This is a genomic window from Paenibacillus sp. FSL L8-0708 (assembly GCF_038009325.1).
Taxonomy (GTDB): domain Bacteria; phylum Bacillota; class Bacilli; order Paenibacillales; family Paenibacillaceae; genus Paenibacillus_AQ; species Paenibacillus_AQ odorifer.
Window position 1 is genome coordinate 4,833,278 of the sequence record NZ_JBBPBC010000001.1, and the last position, 20,422, is coordinate 4,853,699.

Here is a 20,422-nt window from a genome sequence, read left to right on the forward strand (position 1 = left end):
TGAGTAGATATCGCAGTTTTCAAAGGATTTCATCCTTATGGTGATGAGCATTGTACACAGGAATCCGTGATTTACGCGGAGACAAAGATCTGACACAGCAACAAATAGAGGAGCTTTTACATATTATACTAGCCACCTACTCCCGCAATAAAAATGGAAATTTGGATGTTCCGAGCGCCGTTTTAATTACTAGCTAATTTCTATAAAGTAAGCATCGACTTTATTTTAGGTCAGACAGATAATTCTAAATGCTATCCCAACAAAAAATAATCCGCAGCACAAACAAGCTCCTGTGATAATCACAGGAGCTGTTCACGTTTAGGCTAAAAATAGCCTGAAATTAGCGGTTGCTCTTAGATACCGCTCAGGCCAGCAAGGTACGGGCTACCTGATCCACAATGTAATTGATACCTGTCGGTCCGTAGCAGCCGATCCATGTAGCGGCATCTACCGGGTATATATACGGCCGCTCATCGGAATCCAACATCCCTCGGACGCTTTGCTCTGTCGCAGATATCCCCTCCTGCATCATCTCGTTACTAAGTAAAAAATAATGGCTGGCATGCACAGCCGGCAGTCTATCAACTGTAATATGATAAGCCGTGTCGGAAGTGTCTGCAACAAATAGAGGAGCTGGCAGACCAAGATCCCGGTACAGCACGGCACCTGTGCGATGGGAGGCAGTATGCACCCGTACCAGCGACTCACGCGGACGGATCAAGGCCACGCTCTGACCCGCCAGCGCCGTTGCAAGCTGCTCAGACAGCAATGCTGTTCGGCGCAGGTAATCCGCAATAATACGCTCCACCTCTGTCCGCTTGTCCGTCAATTCACCGAACAGGCCCAGAATCGTCTGCCAGCTCTCATTCCGTTGAAACATTAGGGTTGGAGCAATCCGGCTTAACCGTTCATAATGCTGGGCATGCACCTCAGTACAAACAATCAAATCCGGCCGCAGCCGTTCAACAGCTTGCAGGTCCGGGTACTCATAAGTTCCGAGCATTTCGGTTGTCTTAAGCCTTTCCCTGATATATTGGGGGAATTTTAACGCTGCACTACCCGTTCCTACACTCCCTGCCGGAGATATCCCAAGCGCAAGCAAATGGTCTGCATATTGAACGTCGAGTACGGCGATACGCCTCGGAGAAGCGGTGACGCAATATTCGCCTCGCATATGACAAATTACCGGGCCTTGCAGCGACTGGTACGATGAGGCCAGGCGATCCGGTAGCCCAGAATATGCTAAGAGAGCACCGAACCCTGAAGCAGCAGTGCGCCTGTAGATCTGCGGGGGAACTCCGTGATATTTCTTAAATGCCCTGCTAAAGTAATACATGTCGCGATAGCCCGTTTTTTCTGCAATTAAGCCGATGGGAGCATCCGTATGACGCAACATCCGCTCGGCACTCTCCATCCGCAGCTGGATTACATATTCCATCGGTCCTAGTAACTTCTCCTGTTTGAATCGCCGCTGTAACTGTCTTGTACTGCATCCGGCAAACGCTGCCAGCTCCTTAAGCTCCAGCTCCTGACGATAATGCCCCGCTATATAGGCAGCGACAACATCCACCATATCCGCCTCTGTGCCTTTCTGACCACATTCATACTCCATAATAAGCTCGTAAAGCATTCCTTGCAGTAGCGCATTCGCATGGAAACGCTCCAGCCCTTCGCCCCGGCTCCATTTGGCTTCGATTTGTTCCGCAGTCTGATGCAGTTCAGCCAGGAGCACAGGACGGTGAACAAATGAAGTGCGTAACGGGTGATTGCGCTGCGGAAACAGAACATGGGCAGCCCCCAACATTGGAAAAGCCTTGTACATAATAACGGTATAATGAATGGTTTCTGATCCAGCAGTCAAAGTAAATGCTGATCCCTTGACTGCGTGACAAGCGAAATAGGCCTGGATATGGCAAATTTCGCCATTCATCACAAGCCTACCTTCCCCGCCGCCTGCCAGCAGCAACACATTGGCTGTTAATCCGGTTTCGCTCATAACGCCGCCGGGTGGCAAAGTACCGCTGCGCACATCAAGCATCTTGATCGTTGTATCACTCCATAAACTTGCCTGTTCTTTCAGCGGCATTTCTCTCATCTCCTGACAATAGCATCCTCTGTTAAACGGGCGCACTCGAATAGGATTACATACTTTAGTGAAAGCGCGTCCGCAACATAAGTGAGTGCGTTGCTGTTGTCATTTTAATTGAGATTCATTCTCATTGTCAATTTTCGGACATTTCCCGCAATATTCCGCCGACATCCTGTAATAAAAACAGCAGGTGATACGTTTCTTTTTTGCAACCGGAGCTAGGTCATTGTTCTCTGTGAACCGGGTAAATGGATTGCGTCTTGCGCCGAACAATTGTCCGGGAGCTATCCGGGTCAGGAAGGAAAAATCTGCTTGTATTCGTTGCCTTTCTTGCCCTAATTCACCTGTTCCAGGAGAATACAGCGGAGCAATACGTACCATAATATTCTCCCAAAGTACTGCCATGGAGACGGGACCAATTGCAGCAAGCGTATGCAGCAGCGGCGCAAGACGTACCGCGAAAATTTCCTCTACGATCTCTTCTCGCCACGCTTCCCTGTCTTCCGGTGCCGCCGTCGCTCGAAGCCCGTTCAGCGCAAGGAAAGGAAAACGCGTATCCCCTTTAAAAGCTGGGGAAGCCGGATGATAGAGGAAGCAGTTCTCCAGCGGGATGGAGACTTCCCGGTTATGAAGGGTCATAGCGGTCAGCATCGGCGCGATCCACAGATAACCGATCCGCTTGGCCAGCATGGAAGCGGCAACCTGCAGATCAGGCGCACCGATATAACCCTTAAGCCAGCTTACATACTCGCGGCATGCAGCTTCTTCGTGCAACTGGCTAAGGGCAATTGTCCGAACGTTGCCTTCAGGCGGTTCACCTACCCACAGACGGTATTCCTCCGCCATTTGCTTCCAGGTGGCAGACGACAGATAGTTGTCCATTTTAATGCGATCCCAACAGCGCTTCCGCGGTTTGATCTACAATAATGTTGAGGGCAATTGGCCCATAATAAGCGATCCATAACGTTGAATTCACATTGTATACGCGGTTATTTTTAACGGCATCATGAGATTTCCAGACCGGACTGTTCGCCATTGCCTCTGCCTCTTTGGCAAACAATTCATCCGATAACAGGAAATAGTGATCTGCTCCGATATCAGCGATGGTCTCCATCGAAATTTCAACGGAGGTATCATCTTTGATCTCCTGAACGAATGCAGGGATATTCAATCCCAAATCCTCATAAAGAATGCTTCCGGTCCGATGTTCGGGACCATGTACGCGAATACCTTCCGGTCTTGGGCGAATTAGAGCTACCGTTTCGTCGCCCAGCTTCGCCGACAGCTGCTCCCGCAGTCCGGCGATTTTGTCCTCGTAGGCTTGACGCACTACCTTCGCCTCCGCCTGCTTGCCCGTTATCATACCGATGGTAGCCGATGTATCCCGCCAATCTTCATAGAAGTCGAGTACTATTGTGGGCGCTATTTTACTGACGCTGTCATACACCTGCTCCTGAAAGTCGGTCATCAATATAAGATCCGGATTCATCGCTACAATAGCTTCAAGATTGGGCTCATCGCGTGTGCCCAGGACCTTCACATCACCCAATTGTTCACTTAAATATTCTGGAAACTTTGCATCTTTCGCTCCAGCCACAACGCTGCCTGCCGGATGCTCGCCTATCGCTAACAATTGATCGACGAATTTCACATCAAGCGCGGCGATGACCTTCGGCTTCTCAGTCAGCGTATATTCACCCTTCATATGCGAGATGGTAACCGGGAAGGCTGCAGTCTGAGCCTGTGTCTCAGATGTAGGTGACGGCTCGGCTGAAGCAGATGGCAGTGCGGCAGTGCCCGCATTTGCTCCACCTCCAGTACCGCAAGCCGTTAGCACAAGTACCAGTGCCATCATCCATATCATTAATAGTCCTGCTTTTTGGGCAGCATCTACCTTTCTACCGGTTGCTTGCCTCTTCTTTGTTCTTTTCATGCTGACTCCCCCTTATGTATGATAATGATTTTCATTATCAGATCAATAAAGCGATTATAATCTATCTTCATACTCTATTTCCATGTACTTTTGCGACATTGCAGCCGGATTAATGCGACATTGCACACCATAGGAACGACTCAGGAGAACCGCGGCTGGCTACAAAAATTCCTCACAAGCACCCAATTCCCTAATTTCAACATAATTTCTTTGCTCCAGTTCTGCAATTACGCCAACACAGTCGATGGTAATCTCGCTCAATTCAAGCTTTTCCTTCTCCAGAAACTGATCATCGAGCAATCTGGCTACTTCAGAAATGGTTCTCCCATTGCACTCCCTGCTTCTTCCCAAAATGAAAAAAGGTATCTTTGTATTACACAAAGATACCTTTTTTCATTAAAAGCTTACGGCTCAATCCCCCACACAAGCTGACCATTCATATACCCGGTGACCTGTTCATTATTTATGAACTGACTGCTGGATGCCTTGAACGAATAATCATTAGCCTGGTTGTAATTGGACCAGTCGGTTTTGGAGAAACGGGTTTGAATTTCTGCGCTCTGACCTGGATTAAGTATTCCAGCCGAACTCGTGAAACCAATTTCCAAAACATAATCTGCACTGGCAACAGGAGTCGCCAGCTTAACGAAATTGCCGGTTACATTCGCATTTCCGATGCTGGCCCAGTCGATCCAGAAACTCTGATCTTTCTCGCCATCAATCGTATAGTAATACCGGACCTTCACATCACTTAGTTGAATCGCTGAATCACCGGTATTGACTACTTTGATTTTGGGTGAAATCCCGTTGGTGGAGGCACTTGTGTTGCCATTAAAAGCTTGGACCGTCAAATCTCCAGTGGGTACTGGAACACTGCTATCCGCTACGTTCACTGTAAGAACAGCATTATTTCCTCCATTAAAATGAAAGGTTAGGGTATTCTGTCCCAGCGGCAGCGTGGAAAGATAGGATTTTTTCAGAACAACAGCAGCGCTTGATGCCGTATAATCCTGACTCGCTAAAAGTGTGGAATTTCCATTTGTGATACTTGCAAGCTGGTGTCCATTTAAGGTAAGGGCTACGGAAATATCCTGGGCTAGATTCGCCGCTTTATCAAATGCAGCGCTCACGGGCGCAATGGATGCGCTTGGCGTGGAATCGACAATTTTCACTTTTAATACGGGATCTTGTCCTTTATTAAAATCAAAGATGATCGAATGCTCGCCAACCGGCAGTGTCGCCAGAAATGCTTTTTTGAGCAGCAGCGTATTTCCACTCAAGGTATAATCCTGAGTCGCTGTCAATGCATTGGCGCCTGTCCGGAGAGCGGTTAACGTATTGCCGTTTGAATTCACGGTGATGGCTTTGTCATTCTGATTGGAGGCATTTTTATCAAATTCGACGTTTGCAGGTGTGATAGACGCACTTGGAATTGGATTGTTAACCTTCAAATCAGGCAGCTCATCGAGCGTGATTACATAATTGCTTTGGTACAGCGTTGTTAAGGTAGCCGGATAATTAAAGGCGGAACTCATGAGATGCTCACCATACCACGGTAAGAAATAGAGCCAGCCCGATTTTTCCTCTGTCAGATTCTGAACGCTTGGAACGGTGTCGTTCTCCGTCATGGCTACCATTTTCGTACCGCCGGTTAAATCAACAAGCTGATAGAAAATCGAGGTAATCGCGTCCTCATTGGGGACACCAGACAAACCGTCATAGCGGTTATAGATCGTGTTGTATTTATCATAACCTACAATATCCACCTGATCATCGCCGGGATACCATGCGGGAGAAGTGCTGTACACATAGCTGTTGTAGGTCCAGATCAAATTGTGCAGACCGTACGTTTCTGTAAGTTCAGTATAGAGCAGGTCCCACAACTGCTTGTACACCTCCGAGCCTGCCGAAGCCCACCAGAACCATGCACCTTCTCCATTCAATCCACCGTTGCCCTCCGCCTCATGGAAGGGTCTGAAGATAACCGGCACATTGTTATTTTGCAGAATCTGCAGTTGCTCCGCCAAATCCCCAATGGCCAGTTGTACATATTGGTATTCTTTCGTACCTGGAACTACCGCATTAGCTGTATTAAAATTGGTTTCTGTCGGCTTGTAGGTGGCTTTCTTCCAATCTACAAATTCCCCGAGCTGATAGGCGGTGAAATCTCGGGGTACAGTGATATGCCAGCTGTTTGTCGCGATCCCGCCCCGGTTATTCACCCAATCGATCATCCGGGCGGTCGTACCATCCTCCCAGCCGTAAAGCGGATTGTAGTTCATCAGATCAAATCCGCGGATCGCCGGATACTTTCCCGTTAAATTGTGAATCCAATCAAACTCCAGCTCGGAATTGCCGTCATTTCCGCCTCCGTAAATCTCCTGCTGGCCGGAGATCATATGATTGCCGTAAACCTCCGTTAAATAATTCATCAGAAGCTGAGTTTCCGGAGTCGCTTGAGTATCGCTGAGGACAGGTTGCACATCCAGGGGATCAAGATCGGCATAATCCACAGTGAAGGTATCAAAATAAGCGAAACCCCAGCCGGCCTTCAGTTGAATAGTGTTGCTGCCTTGATTCAGCTTGTGATAGCCAAAATCGAAATTCGACCATGTGGTCTTATAGGGCAGCATATACGAACCCTTCGTAACGCCGTTAACGGCTAAAGATTGAAGCCTTCCGTCAGCACTGAGCTCCTGCATATAACGTGTAGAGATCGTATACATGCCGGTTTCTGGGACAGTCACTGTGAAGGAAATTGTACCGGAATTCTGCATCCAGACAAATCCGCTTCCAGAGTATCCGGGTTTGGGCTGTCCGTAAATTTGGGTAGTCACTTGAAGATCGGAGGTGAGCTGAGCGTTTTCGCTTTCAATTGTGAAAAGTGCGTTGTCTGCATGAACGGGCGGCGCTGTCATCAATCCAAGTAGCAGAGTAAATGCCAGCATCATTGTGATTGCCTTCTTGAGCAAATTTTTCATTTCCGCCTTTCCTCCCTATGTTAAATATGGTAAATAAAAGTTCAATATACCATCTCTTGGATGCGCTTTCATAGATAAGATAGCATATATTCCATATTTTGTAAATCTACCAAATCGAGAAAATTTCCACATGCAAAAAAACTCCCACCAATATTTATTAGGAGGAGTTAAATAACATTGGCTTCTTACAACTTAAAGTTTCGGAGCGGCTTTCCGTACCGTACCAAAACATGCCATAAGAGTTTTAATTCTTGAAGTACTTCTTTTTCGGTTCCTCGGTCACGCCAAGCTGCAGGATCATGCTTTAAGTGCATAGCAGCAGATCCAATCATGCTCGCATCAATATAACCGTGATGAGCAATACGCTTAGCCAAAGAGGGCATCGTAGGCCCTCTAAAATCTGAAGGCACTTCGTCTACCCACATCGCGAATCCCATGTGCCAATAGAGTTGGATGGCATACTGTAAACATATTTGCTCCAGGATTTGCCCTGTTGGAGTGCCCTTGAATGAAGGATCGGCTACTAAGATTTCCACATCTTCCTTAAGACGGATGTTTCCATGAACTTGCGCTTCAATATAGTGGTTAAGATTACGTTTAGCTTCACATTTTGAAGAGTCTGAAAACGGCATTGTGAGGTTGACCCGAAGATGGTCAACTAATTTTTGTGATCGAAGATCTTTTTCCCCTAGAGCGGAATCTCTTAAGAAAATCTCCTCTAGTAATGCCGCCATCATATCATCAAATTCTGCAAATGTTCCTTTCTGTACAGGGTTTTGATGCGAATCCATATAGGTGTATGTACTGCGATAAGAAACCTCAGGGGATAGGAGGAAATAGCAGGAGCCAAAGCGCGGAGCTGGCCCATCCGAATGACGCATCAAATCAAGAGCGCCATATTTAGGGCGTTCGCTATTCGAAACACCCTCTTGTTGGTATGCCCCTCCAAATAGTCTTTCCTCCCACAAATCACGTGGACCACCAGAATAGGCTGATACACTACCACTGGATAACAAGGTCTCAAATTGGCTCTTGTACACGCCTTGCTCCAATAGCGCCTCTGCAACACTTTTCTTTACCGGATCTAGTCGATCTGGATGGAAATGTAGAGCAATCTTCGCATGTGACTTTATTTTGACCACAGCATCTTCAAACTCTTCCCGATCCACATTAGACATTTGAAGAATTTCATGGATGGTCTGAACTGCTTCACTTTTTCGGATTTGCGCGTAATTCGTAACATATTCTAAAGCCGATAATTGTGACTCCGATAGTTCCTCAGTGAACTGAGACTCTCTTTTTTTATTGGCATTTGCATCGCCTTTCCACTCCATTGCTTATTCACTCCTTTCTAGACCCAGTACAAAAGAAAAGAGACTTGATTTCTCCTCTCACTGTATCAAACGCTTCTTCACTTAAAACTTCATATCCTTACCATCGCAGATTCCGATAACTTTACATGGATCTCGAATGATATAAATTCAAAATCGAATGTTGATGGCTTGAACATTGTATGGGCGTTATGCGTAATCTTCCTTTTTCGCAGGAGTAATCAACTCGATTTGGATTTGCTCGTAAGGTGCTGTCAAATAGGGACTCAAAACAAATACCATTCAGTTAACCGTCAGTGTCACAACCACTCAACCATAATTAGAGCGTCTCAGCCAATTTCTGAATCTTTGAGTGGGAAATTAAATATACATTGCCTATAATGTCGATTTTGCTGCCCTTCACACGTACAGCACCATCTTTGTCTGCCGCCACATAAATATCCATTTTATTCGATAAAGGGAAACGCTCCTCAATCATCGCGGTGTTATCATGATCAAAATGAGCTTCAAAAGAAAAGTGATTAAGAGCCATACCTTCACAAACAGTGCATTCATCCACATATTCATCAGACATGTTCATCCCACCGGCACTTGTTCCCATTACAACAGCATTGCTTTTTTTAATCAAATCCGATAATTCATATTCCGTCAAAAGGTGCTTTTGGTCCCGAACGGTTCCACCACATAAAAAAACGACAGAGGCGTTTTGAATTAATCGCTGGGCATCTTCCTTCTGCGTGCGGTCATCAATGAAATGATATTCATCAAAATAAATGTTAGCCTGATTAAACCATGTCCTTTCAAAAACACTATCAATATTAACTTGTTCATCACTAAAATCAGACGATTCAGCGCTAATCATAACCAGCGATTTTCTGTCTGTTATATCCTCATGCAACACATTGACTAGCTTCTCAGAAAAACCCTTATCATAAAACCAATCTAAGTAATAGTGAGTTTTCATCCGTAATTTTACCTCCATATGTAATATTTAAATTTATCCATTATGTTTATCAAAATCCATAGTGCCAAGCGAGAAAAAATATCTATAGTAATATAAATTTAGAAGCATAATCAAGGTTTTCTATCTGCGCTTGATCCACATTAAGCTTATCCGGTGAGGAAATGGGCCACGTATTTTTGTCCTGCACCGATTATCTTCACCTCCATTTATACCATGGATATCGTACCATATAATGGAATTCAATAAATCTTACAAATTGATTAAAACAAAAAAATCCCAGCCTCACTAGCTCCTTCGAAGAACAGCAAAAAGACTTACTCGAGGTATCGATCCCTTCAAGTAAGTCTTTATTTCTAAAGTTATAAAGATACTAGTCCCTTAAACGAAAACATACTCCCCATCACCAATCGAAATCGTCTTCCCTTTCAGCTCTAACGAATCCGTTTCAAAAACCACCTGCTTGAATTGGTTCTCGTCTCCTTGCACGAAAGCAAATGATCTATCGCCAATCTTAAGGCTGAAGGTATCATCCTCTGACTTCGTAACAGGCAGTCCGAATATGGTTCCCCAATGGTTGGCTGCAGCTTCAGGATCGGAGACATGAAATACAGCACGGACGATTTCGACTTCTCCCGCAGGATGAGGTTTAATGACTCCAGATGATGTTAATCTTTCCACTCGCTCTGTATCCGTTCCGCTCCATTGAATGATGAACGGATAGACCAGTCCCCCAAAGTCACCAGCAATGGTCATCATCCGCCACTCTATTAATCTTCCCTCGTTATCTAGACGCTTACCATCGATAATTGGAGATAATGATAAGCCTGCTGCTTTCAGGGAAGCCGCTACTTCTTCAATATCATCCGTCCGGATGACTACTCTACTTAGAACTTCATGTTCTGGTAGAAGTTTTACTGCATCTTTCACCACTAAATTATGTTCAGTTGCCTTTGCCAGCTCAAGATTCTCAATGCCCAGAAACTCGAGATAGGTTAGCCCAAAGTAACTTAAGGCATTATAGGTTCCCCAATCTTCATGAGAGCCTCCCTTAAAAGCAACCAATCCATGAGCTCCAAAGATCTCAACCGGTTTGGCCAAATCATTGACATAGTGAACTAAGTGATCCCATTTCATCGTTGCCATGATTACTTCACTCCCAGCTCAGTAGTACGTTTTACGGCTGCCAGAACACTTCTTTGCAGACCCGCTGCGAAATCACTGTTGTTTAATTCGTACAAGCCATGCATGCCGACACCGCCAGGTGAATTATTAATATCCAGCAGCTGTCGTGGATGCAGCCCTGTCTGTTGCAGCATTGCTACCGAGCCCATCATATTCTCCAGTGCAACCTTCCAGGCTTGCTCACGCGGCAGTCCGGCAAGTACACCTGCATCCACGAGAGATTCAATGAAATAATAGATATAGTTAGGACCCGCCACACCAAATCCAGTGAAAACATCCATTAACGCCTCATCCAGATATTGTACTTTTCCAAAGCCGAGTAAGAAATGCTCCACTTGATCACGAGTTGCATAAGCATTTAACGCTACACCACTATAGCCATATCCTGTATCGGTTAAAGTATTGGGGATAACCCGGATAATGGACCGTTCAACTCCAAAATACCCAGCTAATTGATCATTTGTCACACCCGCCACAATCGATACGATTGCGGCAGAAGCTGTAGCGAATTGTTGTACGTTTTGACCAAGTGTAGTTAAATCATCCTGTGGGCGAACTGCCACTACAATCACATCTGCTGTAGACAGGTTATGCTCTTGCGAATTCTCCGTATCTACACCGTATTTGGTATTCAAAAACTGCAGACGCGTTTCATTAATATCCGATACACTAATTTGATTTACAGACAAGGTGTTATTCGCTATACATGCGCGGATGATCGCTTCCGCCATCTGTCCGCCACCAATAAAATGAATCTTTTCTTTGGTCACTCCGTTCACTTCCTTAATTAATTGTTGTCCCAAGCTTCAGGTAGAATGAAACCATCATATTTTTCTAATCCAAGAATATATTCTTCAAACTCTTTGGATTCATAAGCAGCTTTCAAATCTTTAGCCCACTGAGAATTTTCATCCTTTTTATTAACCGATACGATAATTCTGTGTTCCATAGGTGTGTTTTCTATTTTCAAAGCATCCGTAATCTTTCTGTCCGAATTAGCAATATAATTACCATTTACAACGCCATAATCAACATCTTGAAGGGAGACAAGGATTTGAGCGGGGTCCAATATTTTAATATCAATATTATATTTATCCGGTTCCATACTATTAATATTAAAATCCGCTACGCCTGCCCCTTCTTTAATTTTGACCCAACCCAATTCTTCCAGAATACGCAGTGCACGCTCTTGGTTTACCGGATCGTTCGGAACAGCTACGGTTGTACCGTCTTTAACATCGTCTAGCGTGGTATGATTTACAGAATAAAGACCTTGTGGAGCACCTGGAACATAAGCAATTCCGACCATATCTGCATTGATTTCTTCGTTAATGGCCTCCATATAAGCTGTACTTTGGAATATGCTTGCGTCAATGGAGCCTTCCTTCATTGCTGGATTGACCTGCATGTTTTGCGAAAAGGTTTTAATGTCAACGGAATACCCTTGTTTCTCTAGAATCGGTAGAATCGATTGGCGGAATTGTTCCTCATAGGTTCCGACACCAAATCCAACGGTAAGCTTTTTCTTATCTCCAGAATCCCCTGCCTCTTTATTGCCACAAGCCGTCAACACTGCAAGAACACCTATCATCATCACTAACATTAACTTTTTCATGCTTACTTCCCCTATTCCAATATAGATTTTTTAAATTGTGCCAACGCCTCATCCGTCACATTGAGTGGGATTGCGCAATTTGGAGATAGAATAAACGGCTGGTCTTTCATTAACTTTAATGCATCTTCAGCCTGCTGCTTGATTTGGGCAATATCGTTTACCGCAAACAACCCATGATCGACTCCACCCACTTTAGTAGCTTTGAGATTTGCCTCTAACCCTGGATTCCCCTCGGCTATCGTATCCCAACTGATCCCGTCAATCCGATAATCGTTGAACTTCTCAGGCTGGGCGTAGGCTCCACAAGTATGAAGAATGTTTTTTCCATAGCTTGCTGCTTCTAACACAATAGAATCATAAGGTCTGGACAGTTCGTCAAACATAGCTTCATCAAATAATCCTGGGTGAGCTGTGCCCGTCACTGCGTAGAACAAACCGTCAGAACCCGCTTGCTGTAACTCTTGTACATAATCGGCTAAGGTTAAGGAAATCGCATGTAGCGCATGATGTGCTGCCGCTCGATGTTCTTTAAACAAGGATTCCAAAGTTACCGGGTGCTCAATACCAAACACCGTTTTAGTAACGTAAGCAGAACGCCCTACAATAAATAGCAATACTGTTAATGGTGAAAATACAGTTTGGATTAGCGGGGTGTCTGGTAACCCTTGACGAATTTTTCTAACCGCATCTAAATGCTCTGCCAAAGGGGCTGACTGGACTGCCTTTTTGACGTCGATATCCCACAGACTAGCCGCTGTTGGAATAGCCGTCGTTTGCTGTCTCGGAAATACGGTCTGATAATCCGTAAAATCGTATTGATTCCCCCAAGCTTCCGCCAGATAAGTCGCTCTTGGATTAATCTTGACCCAATCCCAATCATATTTTTTCGTAAAAGAAATCGTAGTTTCTGCTAAATCATCTGCAGTTTGTTCTTTGTCGATAAAATGGCGCCAACCACTTCCGATTGGACGATCCGCCCGTTCTCCAGATAATAATGCTTTAAAACGATCTTGCTTACTCCATTCACTCATCTGTCGAGTCCCTCCCAGAATATGTAGTAACTAGTAACGGCGAATTTTTCTTGCTAGCGTGTTGCCTAAAGATTGAATACCTTGCACTAAAATAATCAGGATAATCACGGTGGCTACTACGACAACAGTGTCAAAGCGTTGGTATCCATATACGATCGCCAAGTCTCCCACGCCGCCTCCCCCTACCGTTCCAGCCATTGCAGTTGCACCTATCAGACCAATCGTCGCTGTTGTAAGAGACAGGATTAAGGATCCAACCGCCTCTGGCAATAAAAAGTACCAAATGACTTGAAAAGGAGTGGCTCCCATCGCCTCAGCGGCTTCAAGGATTCCCGGATTCACTTCAAGCAGTGAGTTCTCTACCAACCGCCCTATATAAGGTGCGATATAGATAATCAAGGGTACGATCGCTGCGCTTGTCCCAATTGAAGTATGAACAATCAATCGTGTGAAAGGCACAATCGCAACCAGTAAAATAATAAAAGGCAATGAGCGAATGATGTTGATAATTGGATTTAGTACGGCGTAAAGCGCTTTGTTCTCCAAAACCCCACCCGGACGAGTGATGACAAGCAATATCCCAAATGGAATCCCAATCAGGGAACCAACAAACAAGGAGAACCCTACCATTTGAATTGTTTCTATAATCGCCTGCAGAAATTGATCACCTGTTACTGTGGTCGAAAACATTAGATTCTACCTCCTCTACACCGACTCCATTTCTTGTTAAGAAAGATAATGCATTGTTAATCTCTGCTGCCTCACCATCGAATTGAATGATCACTGTTCCCAGTGTTGTTTCTTGAATCTCCGTCGTATTCGCAAATAAAATATTGACCTTTATATCGCAGGAGCGAATCATTTCAAACAGGATAGGCTCAGAGGCACTTGCTCCCACAAAATTAAGCTTGTACAGCTGACTTCCGGGTTCTGTTTTGATAGATTTCCGCACGCTAGAGGTCATGCTATTTTGAATAACCGTCTTCACGAAATTTTGCGTGGTCAGATGTTTTGGACTTCCGAATACATCCAGAACACTTCCTTGCTCAATAATCCGGCCTTCTTCCATGACCGCTACCTTGTTACAAATCTCTTGAATCACGGACATTTCATGTGTAATGATCATCACGGTAATGTTGTATTCAGCATTGATTTTTTTTAATAGCTGTAAGATAGAATGTGTGGTCTGTGGATCTAAGGCAGAGGTCGCTTCGTCACATAAAAGGATAGACGGATTAGAGGCAAGCGCTCTGGCAATCCCGACACGTTGCTTCTGACCACCTGATAGCTCACTCGGGTAACTCCCCGCTTTGTCACTTAATCCAACAAACTCTAGCAGCTCCATTACCCGCTGGCGGATTTCATTTTTATTCTTTTTTAGGAGAACTAGAGGGATCGCCACATTATCAAATACTTTTTTTGATTCTAGTAGATTAAAATGTTGAAAAATCATTCCGATATTTTTCTTAGCGGTACGCAACTCTTTATCGTTGTATGTTCCCAAATCACGTCCAGCGACCATAACTTGTCCTTTGGTGGGTCTTTCCAAATAATTGACTAAACGAATTAATGTACTTTTCCCAGCACCGCTATAGCCGATAACCCCGAATATATCGCCTTTTTCGACCTTTAAATCGATTCCTTTAAGAGCATCAATAGTGGTCCCTTTCCGAGTGAACGATTTGTAAACATTCTTTAATTCAATCATTTCCATTCCCCTCAATCATCTTTAGGATTAAGCTTCCTCTTGCAGCTTCACCAGCGCTTGTTCTGCCAATAAAGCGAAGTACTTAGCAGCTGGCAATATCGCAGCTTCATCAACATCGAAACGAGGGTGATGTAAGGGATAGGTTGGACCCGATCCTATATTCACAAAAGCACCCGGTATCTGTTGTAAATAAAAAGAGAAATCTTCTCCACCCATCTGTGGAGGAATATCATGTACTTCATAGCCGAAATCTGAGGCGATCTCTTTGGTAAAGTCCGCCCATTCCCCATGATTTATCGTTGCGGGTGGACCTGGATACCAGTGTAACTGGGCCTCTGCCCCAGCTCCCGCAGCAATCCCTTCGATAAGACGAGTCATTTGTATTGGAATATTGCGGCGAATCTCTTCATTGTAAGTTCTTACTGTACCTTCTAATTCGACTTTTTCCGGCAATACATTCCATGTGAAGCCTCCATTAATTCGGGTAATACTTAACACTACTGGTTCCGTGGTGCTGTTTTGGCGACTTACGATGGTTTGTAGTGCGGTAATGATCTGAGCCGCAGTTACAATCGTATCCACACCTTTTTCAGGATAAGCAGCATGAGCGCCGACACCTTTTATTGTAATTTCAAACCGGTCAACACCGGCTGTTAAAGCTCCTGTTCTTGTTCCAAAAGCTCCCGTAGGCAAGTCAGGTGAATTATGGAGACCAAATATAGCCGCCACATCCTGGAGTCCTCCCGAGGCTAAGACGCTTTCCGCCCCATGCCCTGTTTCTTCCGCGGGTTGAAACAATACTCTAACCTTTCCAGGTAGTTCATTTTCACGATCCTTTAATAATAATGCAGCACCTAAAATAGTAGCCGTGTGAAAATCGTGACCACAGGCATGCATCTTTCCTGGGATCTCTGAGGCAAAGGACAATTCAGTTTGTTCCTCTATGGGAAGTGCATCAATATCACAACGAATGGCCACTATGGGTCCCTGACCCTGCCCGATCTCTGCGATGAGTCCGGTTTGTAAAGGTAAGTCAAGGATGTGAATATTGGCTTGGGTCAGCCATTCCCGTAATTTTGTTGTGGTTTTAAACTCTTCATACGCTAATTCAGGCTCACGATGCAGGTTTCTGCGAACCTCTATTAATTGATTAGCTAAAGCTTGCTCAACCTCATTTAGTGGTTTCATAGGTGATGTCTCCCCTTTCGTTATGCTTCCAGCTTTTCTTCAATCCCTTTGATGCGATCAAGCGCAGTCGATAGACTGCTTAAAATATGATCTTGCATGGCTTTTTCAGCACCATCTTCATTTTTAGCAGCGATCATTTGTAAAATAAGATCATGTTCTTCATCCGCTTGTGTGTTCCAATCCCCATGCATAGAGACGAATCGACAATAACGAAGCGAATGATCTCTTAATTGATTCAGAACCTTCTCGAAGGTTTTTAGTTCGCTGATTTCTGACAAATAATCATGGAACTCAAATCCATATGTAACAAAATTCTGATTATCACCAAGCTGGAACGAGTGTTTCATTTTTGTAATCATCGTCGTTAAATTCACAATATCTTTCTCTGTGGCATGCTTAGCTGCACTTCTTGCAATATAGCCTTCAAGCATGCTGCGAATAAGAAATATTTCTTCAACCTCTTTAAGGGTTACTGAAGCTACCCGCAGTCTTCCATTTGGCTGTCGAACCAGAAAATCCTCGTTCTCCAGTCTCTGTATCGCCTCTCTTAGAGGTGTGCGGCTGACCCCGAGCAAGGCCGCCAAATTTTCTTCATTTACAGGTTGATTCGGTTCAAACTCGCTATCAATAATTTTTTGTTTTAATTCATAGTAGGTATTATCCTTTGATAACCTTCGTGATCGTATCGCCATTTCTATACTGCTCCTCATCGATAATCTGTGGGGTCCGAATCCCAATAATATATTTGTATAATTGTATACAATTATTAGTTAAGAATGGATTGGTTAGTTACATTCCCTTCCATACCGTTCAAGCTTTTTTATACTATATTCCAATTATTCCACCTAGTCAAGTAGGAATTAAAAATCAATTTAATCCCCTCTTTTCAACACAAAAAAACCCTACAACCCTCAGGGGGTGTAGAGCTATTTTTGGATAAATAAATTTCAGAATTAGAAGGAAATAATCCCCGAGGTATGGAGCAGCACTAGGAACACTAGGATCGGCGCCACATAACGGAGCATAAACAGCCAAACACGGAACCAGCGCGCCTGTAGTCCAGCGGCTTCCGCTGCACCTTTCCAGAAATAACCGGCGAAGATGGTAATCAGCAGACCTCCAAGCGGCAGCATAATGTTAGAGGTGATAAAATCCAGCCCATCAAATAGAGATTTGCCACCAATCGTTAGCTCCGGGAACATCCCCAGTGACATCGCTAAAGGAATACTAAGTAGGAAACAGATCAGCGTCAAAATCCAAACCGAACGTTTCCGGCTCCAATTACAGCGCTCCATTGTGAAGGATACAGGCACTTCAAGCAGCGATACAGCTGAGGTTAGAGCAGCAATCGCCAGCAAGATAAAGAACAAACCGCCGAAGAGCGCACCAAAAGGCATAGCCGAGAAAGCGGCTGGCAAAGCGATAAAAATCAGCGAAGGGCCCTGATCAGGAGCAATACCAAATGAGAACGTCGTCGGAAAAATAATCAAGCCTGCGATAAACGCGTATAACAAATCTCCTGCACCGATTGCGATGGCAGCGGTACCCAGCGATTGTTTTTTATCAACATAAGATCCGTAAGTCAGGAGAATCCCCATCCCGAGCGATAATGAAAAGAAGGCATGTCCCAATGCAACTAGCGCAGATTCCGCTGTCAACACTGAAAAGTCCGGTTTTAGGAAAAAAGATACCCCTGCGGATGCACCCGGTAAGGTTACTGCGCGAATCATTAACACTACAAGGAGTACGACCATACCAGGAATTAATACTTTGTTAAATTTCTCAATCCCGCCTGATACGCCAAGGATGACTACACCCGCCGTAATCAGAATGGCTATCCCCTGCCAAACGATCGGCATATATCCGGAGACAAACGAATTGAATTCGCCTGCATAATCAGTAGTGCTGAATAGTTGTCCATTAAAAGCAATCATCGAATAGTTCAGCGTCCAGCCAGCAACAATAATATAAAAGGAGAGAATTAGAAACGGCGCAAGTACCTGCAACATTCCAGCTGCAAACCAACTCTTCCCGCCTCCAGCCCGCATAAAAGAGGTCGCCGCGCTACCACGCCCGCTGCGTCCGATAGCCAGTTCTGCCAACAGCACCGGTAACCCTATCAGCACTAAACAGACGATGAAAAGCAGGAAAAAAGCTGCCCCCCCATTTTCTCCTGTAATATAAGGAAACTTCCACATATTCCCTAGCCCAACCGAGCTGCCGATGGCGGCAAAAATAAAGCCCGCGGAAGAGAAGCGTTCCTCCTTCTCCGAGAGAAGATTTTTGTTACCCTTCATTTGATTCATTATAACGCCCCGTTTTCTTTTTTAGACCTCATTATAGCTTAAGTAACAAAGCACGTCATATGGAAATTTTCTGACTATTTTTATAACCACTCGAATTTTCTGTTTGTAAACGCTTATATTATTCATTCGGCCCTTGAATCTCATTATATCCACTAATGTCGTGCCCCATTGCTTCAATGAAACGGATTGTCTATATCCTGACAATATTTTTAACGAAAAAGGCTCCCACTAAGGGAGCCTTTTCTAAACATTATTTGCGGACAGAGAGAATGAACCTCTCAAGCTTAGCTGTATCGGTTATGCTCCGATTACATTCCAGATTATCCAGACATACGTATTGACCCACAGCAGAAATATTATCCGGCGAAACGTTCACATTCTTGGTCTTAACATAAAAGAATGCAAGCTCTTGATGCCGATTGCAGAACATGCAGTACCCTTTTTTGTGCGTTGGTGTGATTCTACCCTCAATACCAATGAACTGTCCTTCGTACGGATAGATAATGAATAATTTATTACTGGCAATATCTATCCAACTCAAATACGTTATGTTGCGATAGTCGATGAGTTGTAGATCAGGTACTTTCAGTTTCTTATTCTTAGGGAATAGCTTCTGAATCTGCTTCAGCGTAATCGTCGGATATGACTCTAGGTATGGTTCTAATTCACTAAGATATCTCTGGAAATCTTCTGCAGTTTCGAAGGTCGATATTTGTTCCAGCAACTGCTTGTGATTCTCCGTAAGAGAAGGAAATGCCTCAATAATGTTCGTAGCAGCACTATATCTTACAGTCTCCAAGACTCTACGATCCGCAACGGTTCGCAGGGTATGCAGAACAAATTTCGTTTGTTTCTTAATTAAGTTATATTGATGGTTTCTAATAAATGGTGTACACATCGCTTTTCAGCCCCTTATTTATATTAAAAGTTCATAAGGTGCAAAGCCCATTTATAGAAACGATAAAATTAAGTTGGGCGATATAGTCCATCCATCGCACCTCACGCAAAGTATCGCCCTATATTAGGCTTTGCGTGAGGAACTTCTAGCTAATGGGCATTTCAACATTAGCACTGTACCACCTCCGAGCATATTTCATGCCAAAAGTATAGCACCGTATTTTAGAAGGCGCAATTCATCTGGGAATGCTTATTTGCATGCCATACCTACAAAAAAAAAGGGAGCTACATGGACTAGTCCAGTAACTCCCTCTTTTTTGACTATTCTTTTACAGCGCCGACTACGATCCCTGTCACAAAATAACGTTGCAGGAATGGATAAACTAACAATATCGGTAGCGCACTTATGAAAATCTGTGAAGCCCGTATGGTCCGTTGAGACAAGTTAGCTACAGCTGACGGATCAAGCTTGGACATATCTGCCTGAACGATAATGGTCTGCATAAACGTCGCCAGCGGCAGCTTATCCGAATCTCTGATATAGATTATACCGTCAAAGTAAGAGTTCCAATGGCCCACCATCATGAATAGGGAAACTGTTGCAATGACTGGTAAGGAGACTGGTAAATATATTTTCAAAAAGGTCTTAAAATGTCCTGCTCCATCAATAAAGGCTGCTTCCTCAAGGTCCTTAGGTACACCACGGAAGAAGTTCAGCAGCAAAATGATGTTAAATACGGCTACCAATCCAGGTAAGATAAGTGCCATCAAAGAATTCATCAGCCCGAGCTTTAGAATCAGGATATATCCCGGAATCAGACCCCCACTGAACAACATGGTTACGACAAAATACCAAAGATAGATATTACGCGCCCGGAAAACTCTAGTTTCCTTAGAAAGAGCATAGGCTGCAACCGTATTTACTACCAGTGCAAGTGCTGTTCCTAGTATTGTCCGCTCTACCGACACCCACAGGGATGTAAGAAAATTAGTATTGTTAAAAGTTTTTGCATAGGCCTCCAAAGTGAAGCCAATTGGCCAAAAGGTGACCAACCCAGCATTGGCTGGGGCGGACGCACTAAGAGATACCATGAGTAAGTGATACAATGGCAGCAAGCAGAGCACCGAAAGGATAGTTAGGAGCACATTATTGAATATGCTAAATATTCGATATGGAAGGGTTTTATGGTACATTTG

At 44.4% G+C, this 20,422-nt stretch carries 18 protein-coding genes; all 18 read right to left on the reverse strand.

Features of this window, described 5'->3' with window-relative positions; translation table 11 throughout:
* Positions 1 to 364: 364 nt before the first annotated feature.
* Entirely contained in the window at positions 365 to 2,086 is a 1,722-nt protein-coding gene (locus NYE58_RS23155) for an AraC family transcriptional regulator (protein WP_341003099.1), read from the reverse strand.
* Positions 2,087 to 2,194: 108 nt separating this feature from the next.
* The gene (locus NYE58_RS23160) at positions 2,195 to 2,971 is read right to left on the reverse strand and encodes an IucA/IucC family C-terminal-domain containing protein (RefSeq protein WP_341003101.1); all 777 of its coding nucleotides are present in this window, start codon (positions 2,969 to 2,971) and stop codon (positions 2,195 to 2,197) included.
* A 1-nt stretch (position 2,972) separates the two neighbouring features.
* The gene (locus NYE58_RS23165; protein WP_076276179.1) at positions 2,973 to 4,022 is read right to left on the reverse strand and encodes an ABC transporter substrate-binding protein; all 1,050 of its coding nucleotides are present in this window, start codon (positions 4,020 to 4,022) and stop codon (positions 2,973 to 2,975) included.
* Positions 4,023 to 4,181: 159 nt separating this feature from the next.
* Positions 4,182 to 4,373, reverse strand: coding sequence for a hypothetical protein (locus tag NYE58_RS23170; protein ID WP_143761879.1), 192 nt, complete (start codon positions 4,371 to 4,373; stop codon positions 4,182 to 4,184).
* Positions 4,374 to 4,426: 53 nt separating this feature from the next.
* Positions 4,427 to 7,003: a glycosyl hydrolase gene (locus NYE58_RS23175; protein WP_076276178.1), complete on the reverse strand. Its 2,577-nt coding sequence runs from the start codon at positions 7,001 to 7,003 to the stop codon at positions 4,427 to 4,429.
* Between the two features lie 185 nt (positions 7,004 to 7,188).
* A complete protein-coding gene (locus NYE58_RS23180) occupies positions 7,189 to 8,337 on the reverse strand; it encodes a DUF3626 domain-containing protein (protein ID WP_076218735.1) in 1,149 nt (382 codons plus the stop codon).
* Positions 8,338 to 8,653: 316 nt separating this feature from the next.
* Positions 8,654 to 9,298, reverse strand: a complete 645-nt coding sequence (locus NYE58_RS23185) for a Type 1 glutamine amidotransferase-like domain-containing protein (protein ID WP_076218734.1) — start codon at positions 9,296 to 9,298, stop codon at positions 8,654 to 8,656.
* 378 nt (positions 9,299 to 9,676) lie between these two features.
* Positions 9,677 to 10,441: a VOC family protein gene (locus tag NYE58_RS23190; RefSeq protein WP_341003104.1), complete on the reverse strand. Its 765-nt coding sequence runs from the start codon at positions 10,439 to 10,441 to the stop codon at positions 9,677 to 9,679.
* Positions 10,442 to 10,443: 2 nt separating this feature from the next.
* Positions 10,444 to 11,283, reverse strand: a complete 840-nt coding sequence (proC, locus tag NYE58_RS23195) for a pyrroline-5-carboxylate reductase (protein WP_341003105.1) — start codon at positions 11,281 to 11,283, stop codon at positions 10,444 to 10,446.
* Positions 11,268 to 12,095, reverse strand: a complete 828-nt coding sequence (locus NYE58_RS23200) for a MetQ/NlpA family ABC transporter substrate-binding protein (RefSeq protein ID WP_076141012.1) — start codon at positions 12,093 to 12,095, stop codon at positions 11,268 to 11,270. The genes proC and NYE58_RS23200 overlap by 16 nt, the downstream gene beginning before the upstream one ends.
* Positions 12,096 to 12,106: 11 nt before the next feature.
* On the reverse strand, positions 12,107 to 13,126 hold the full coding sequence (locus NYE58_RS23205; protein WP_076127146.1) for a uroporphyrinogen decarboxylase family protein: 1,020 nt from the start codon (positions 13,124 to 13,126) through the stop codon (positions 12,107 to 12,109).
* A gap of 30 nt (positions 13,127 to 13,156) precedes the next feature.
* A complete protein-coding gene (locus NYE58_RS23210; RefSeq protein WP_036688669.1) occupies positions 13,157 to 13,816 on the reverse strand; it encodes a methionine ABC transporter permease in 660 nt (219 codons plus the stop codon).
* Positions 13,791 to 14,834 carry a methionine ABC transporter ATP-binding protein gene (locus NYE58_RS23215; RefSeq protein WP_036688670.1) on the reverse strand — a complete coding sequence of 348 codons (1,044 nt, stop codon included), beginning with the start codon at positions 14,832 to 14,834 and terminating at the stop codon, positions 13,791 to 13,793. The genes NYE58_RS23210 and NYE58_RS23215 overlap by 26 nt, the downstream gene beginning before the upstream one ends.
* A gap of 27 nt (positions 14,835 to 14,861) precedes the next feature.
* Entirely contained in the window at positions 14,862 to 16,022 is a 1,161-nt protein-coding gene (locus NYE58_RS23220; protein ID WP_341003106.1) for an amidohydrolase, read from the reverse strand.
* Positions 16,023 to 16,042: 20 nt separating this feature from the next.
* The gene (locus NYE58_RS23225; protein ID WP_052097124.1) at positions 16,043 to 16,714 is read right to left on the reverse strand and encodes a GntR family transcriptional regulator; all 672 of its coding nucleotides are present in this window, start codon (positions 16,712 to 16,714) and stop codon (positions 16,043 to 16,045) included.
* Positions 16,715 to 16,975: 261 nt separating this feature from the next.
* Positions 16,976 to 18,328, reverse strand: coding sequence for a sodium-dependent transporter (locus NYE58_RS23230; protein WP_341003107.1), 1,353 nt, complete (start codon positions 18,326 to 18,328; stop codon positions 16,976 to 16,978).
* Positions 18,329 to 18,578: 250 nt separating this feature from the next.
* Positions 18,579 to 19,226, reverse strand: coding sequence for a FusB/FusC family EF-G-binding protein (locus NYE58_RS23235; protein ID WP_341003108.1), 648 nt, complete (start codon positions 19,224 to 19,226; stop codon positions 18,579 to 18,581).
* A 320-nt stretch (positions 19,227 to 19,546) separates the two neighbouring features.
* A complete protein-coding gene (locus NYE58_RS23240; protein ID WP_036688680.1) occupies positions 19,547 to 20,419 on the reverse strand; it encodes a carbohydrate ABC transporter permease in 873 nt (290 codons plus the stop codon).
* Between the last annotated feature and the right edge of the window lie 3 nt (positions 20,420 to 20,422).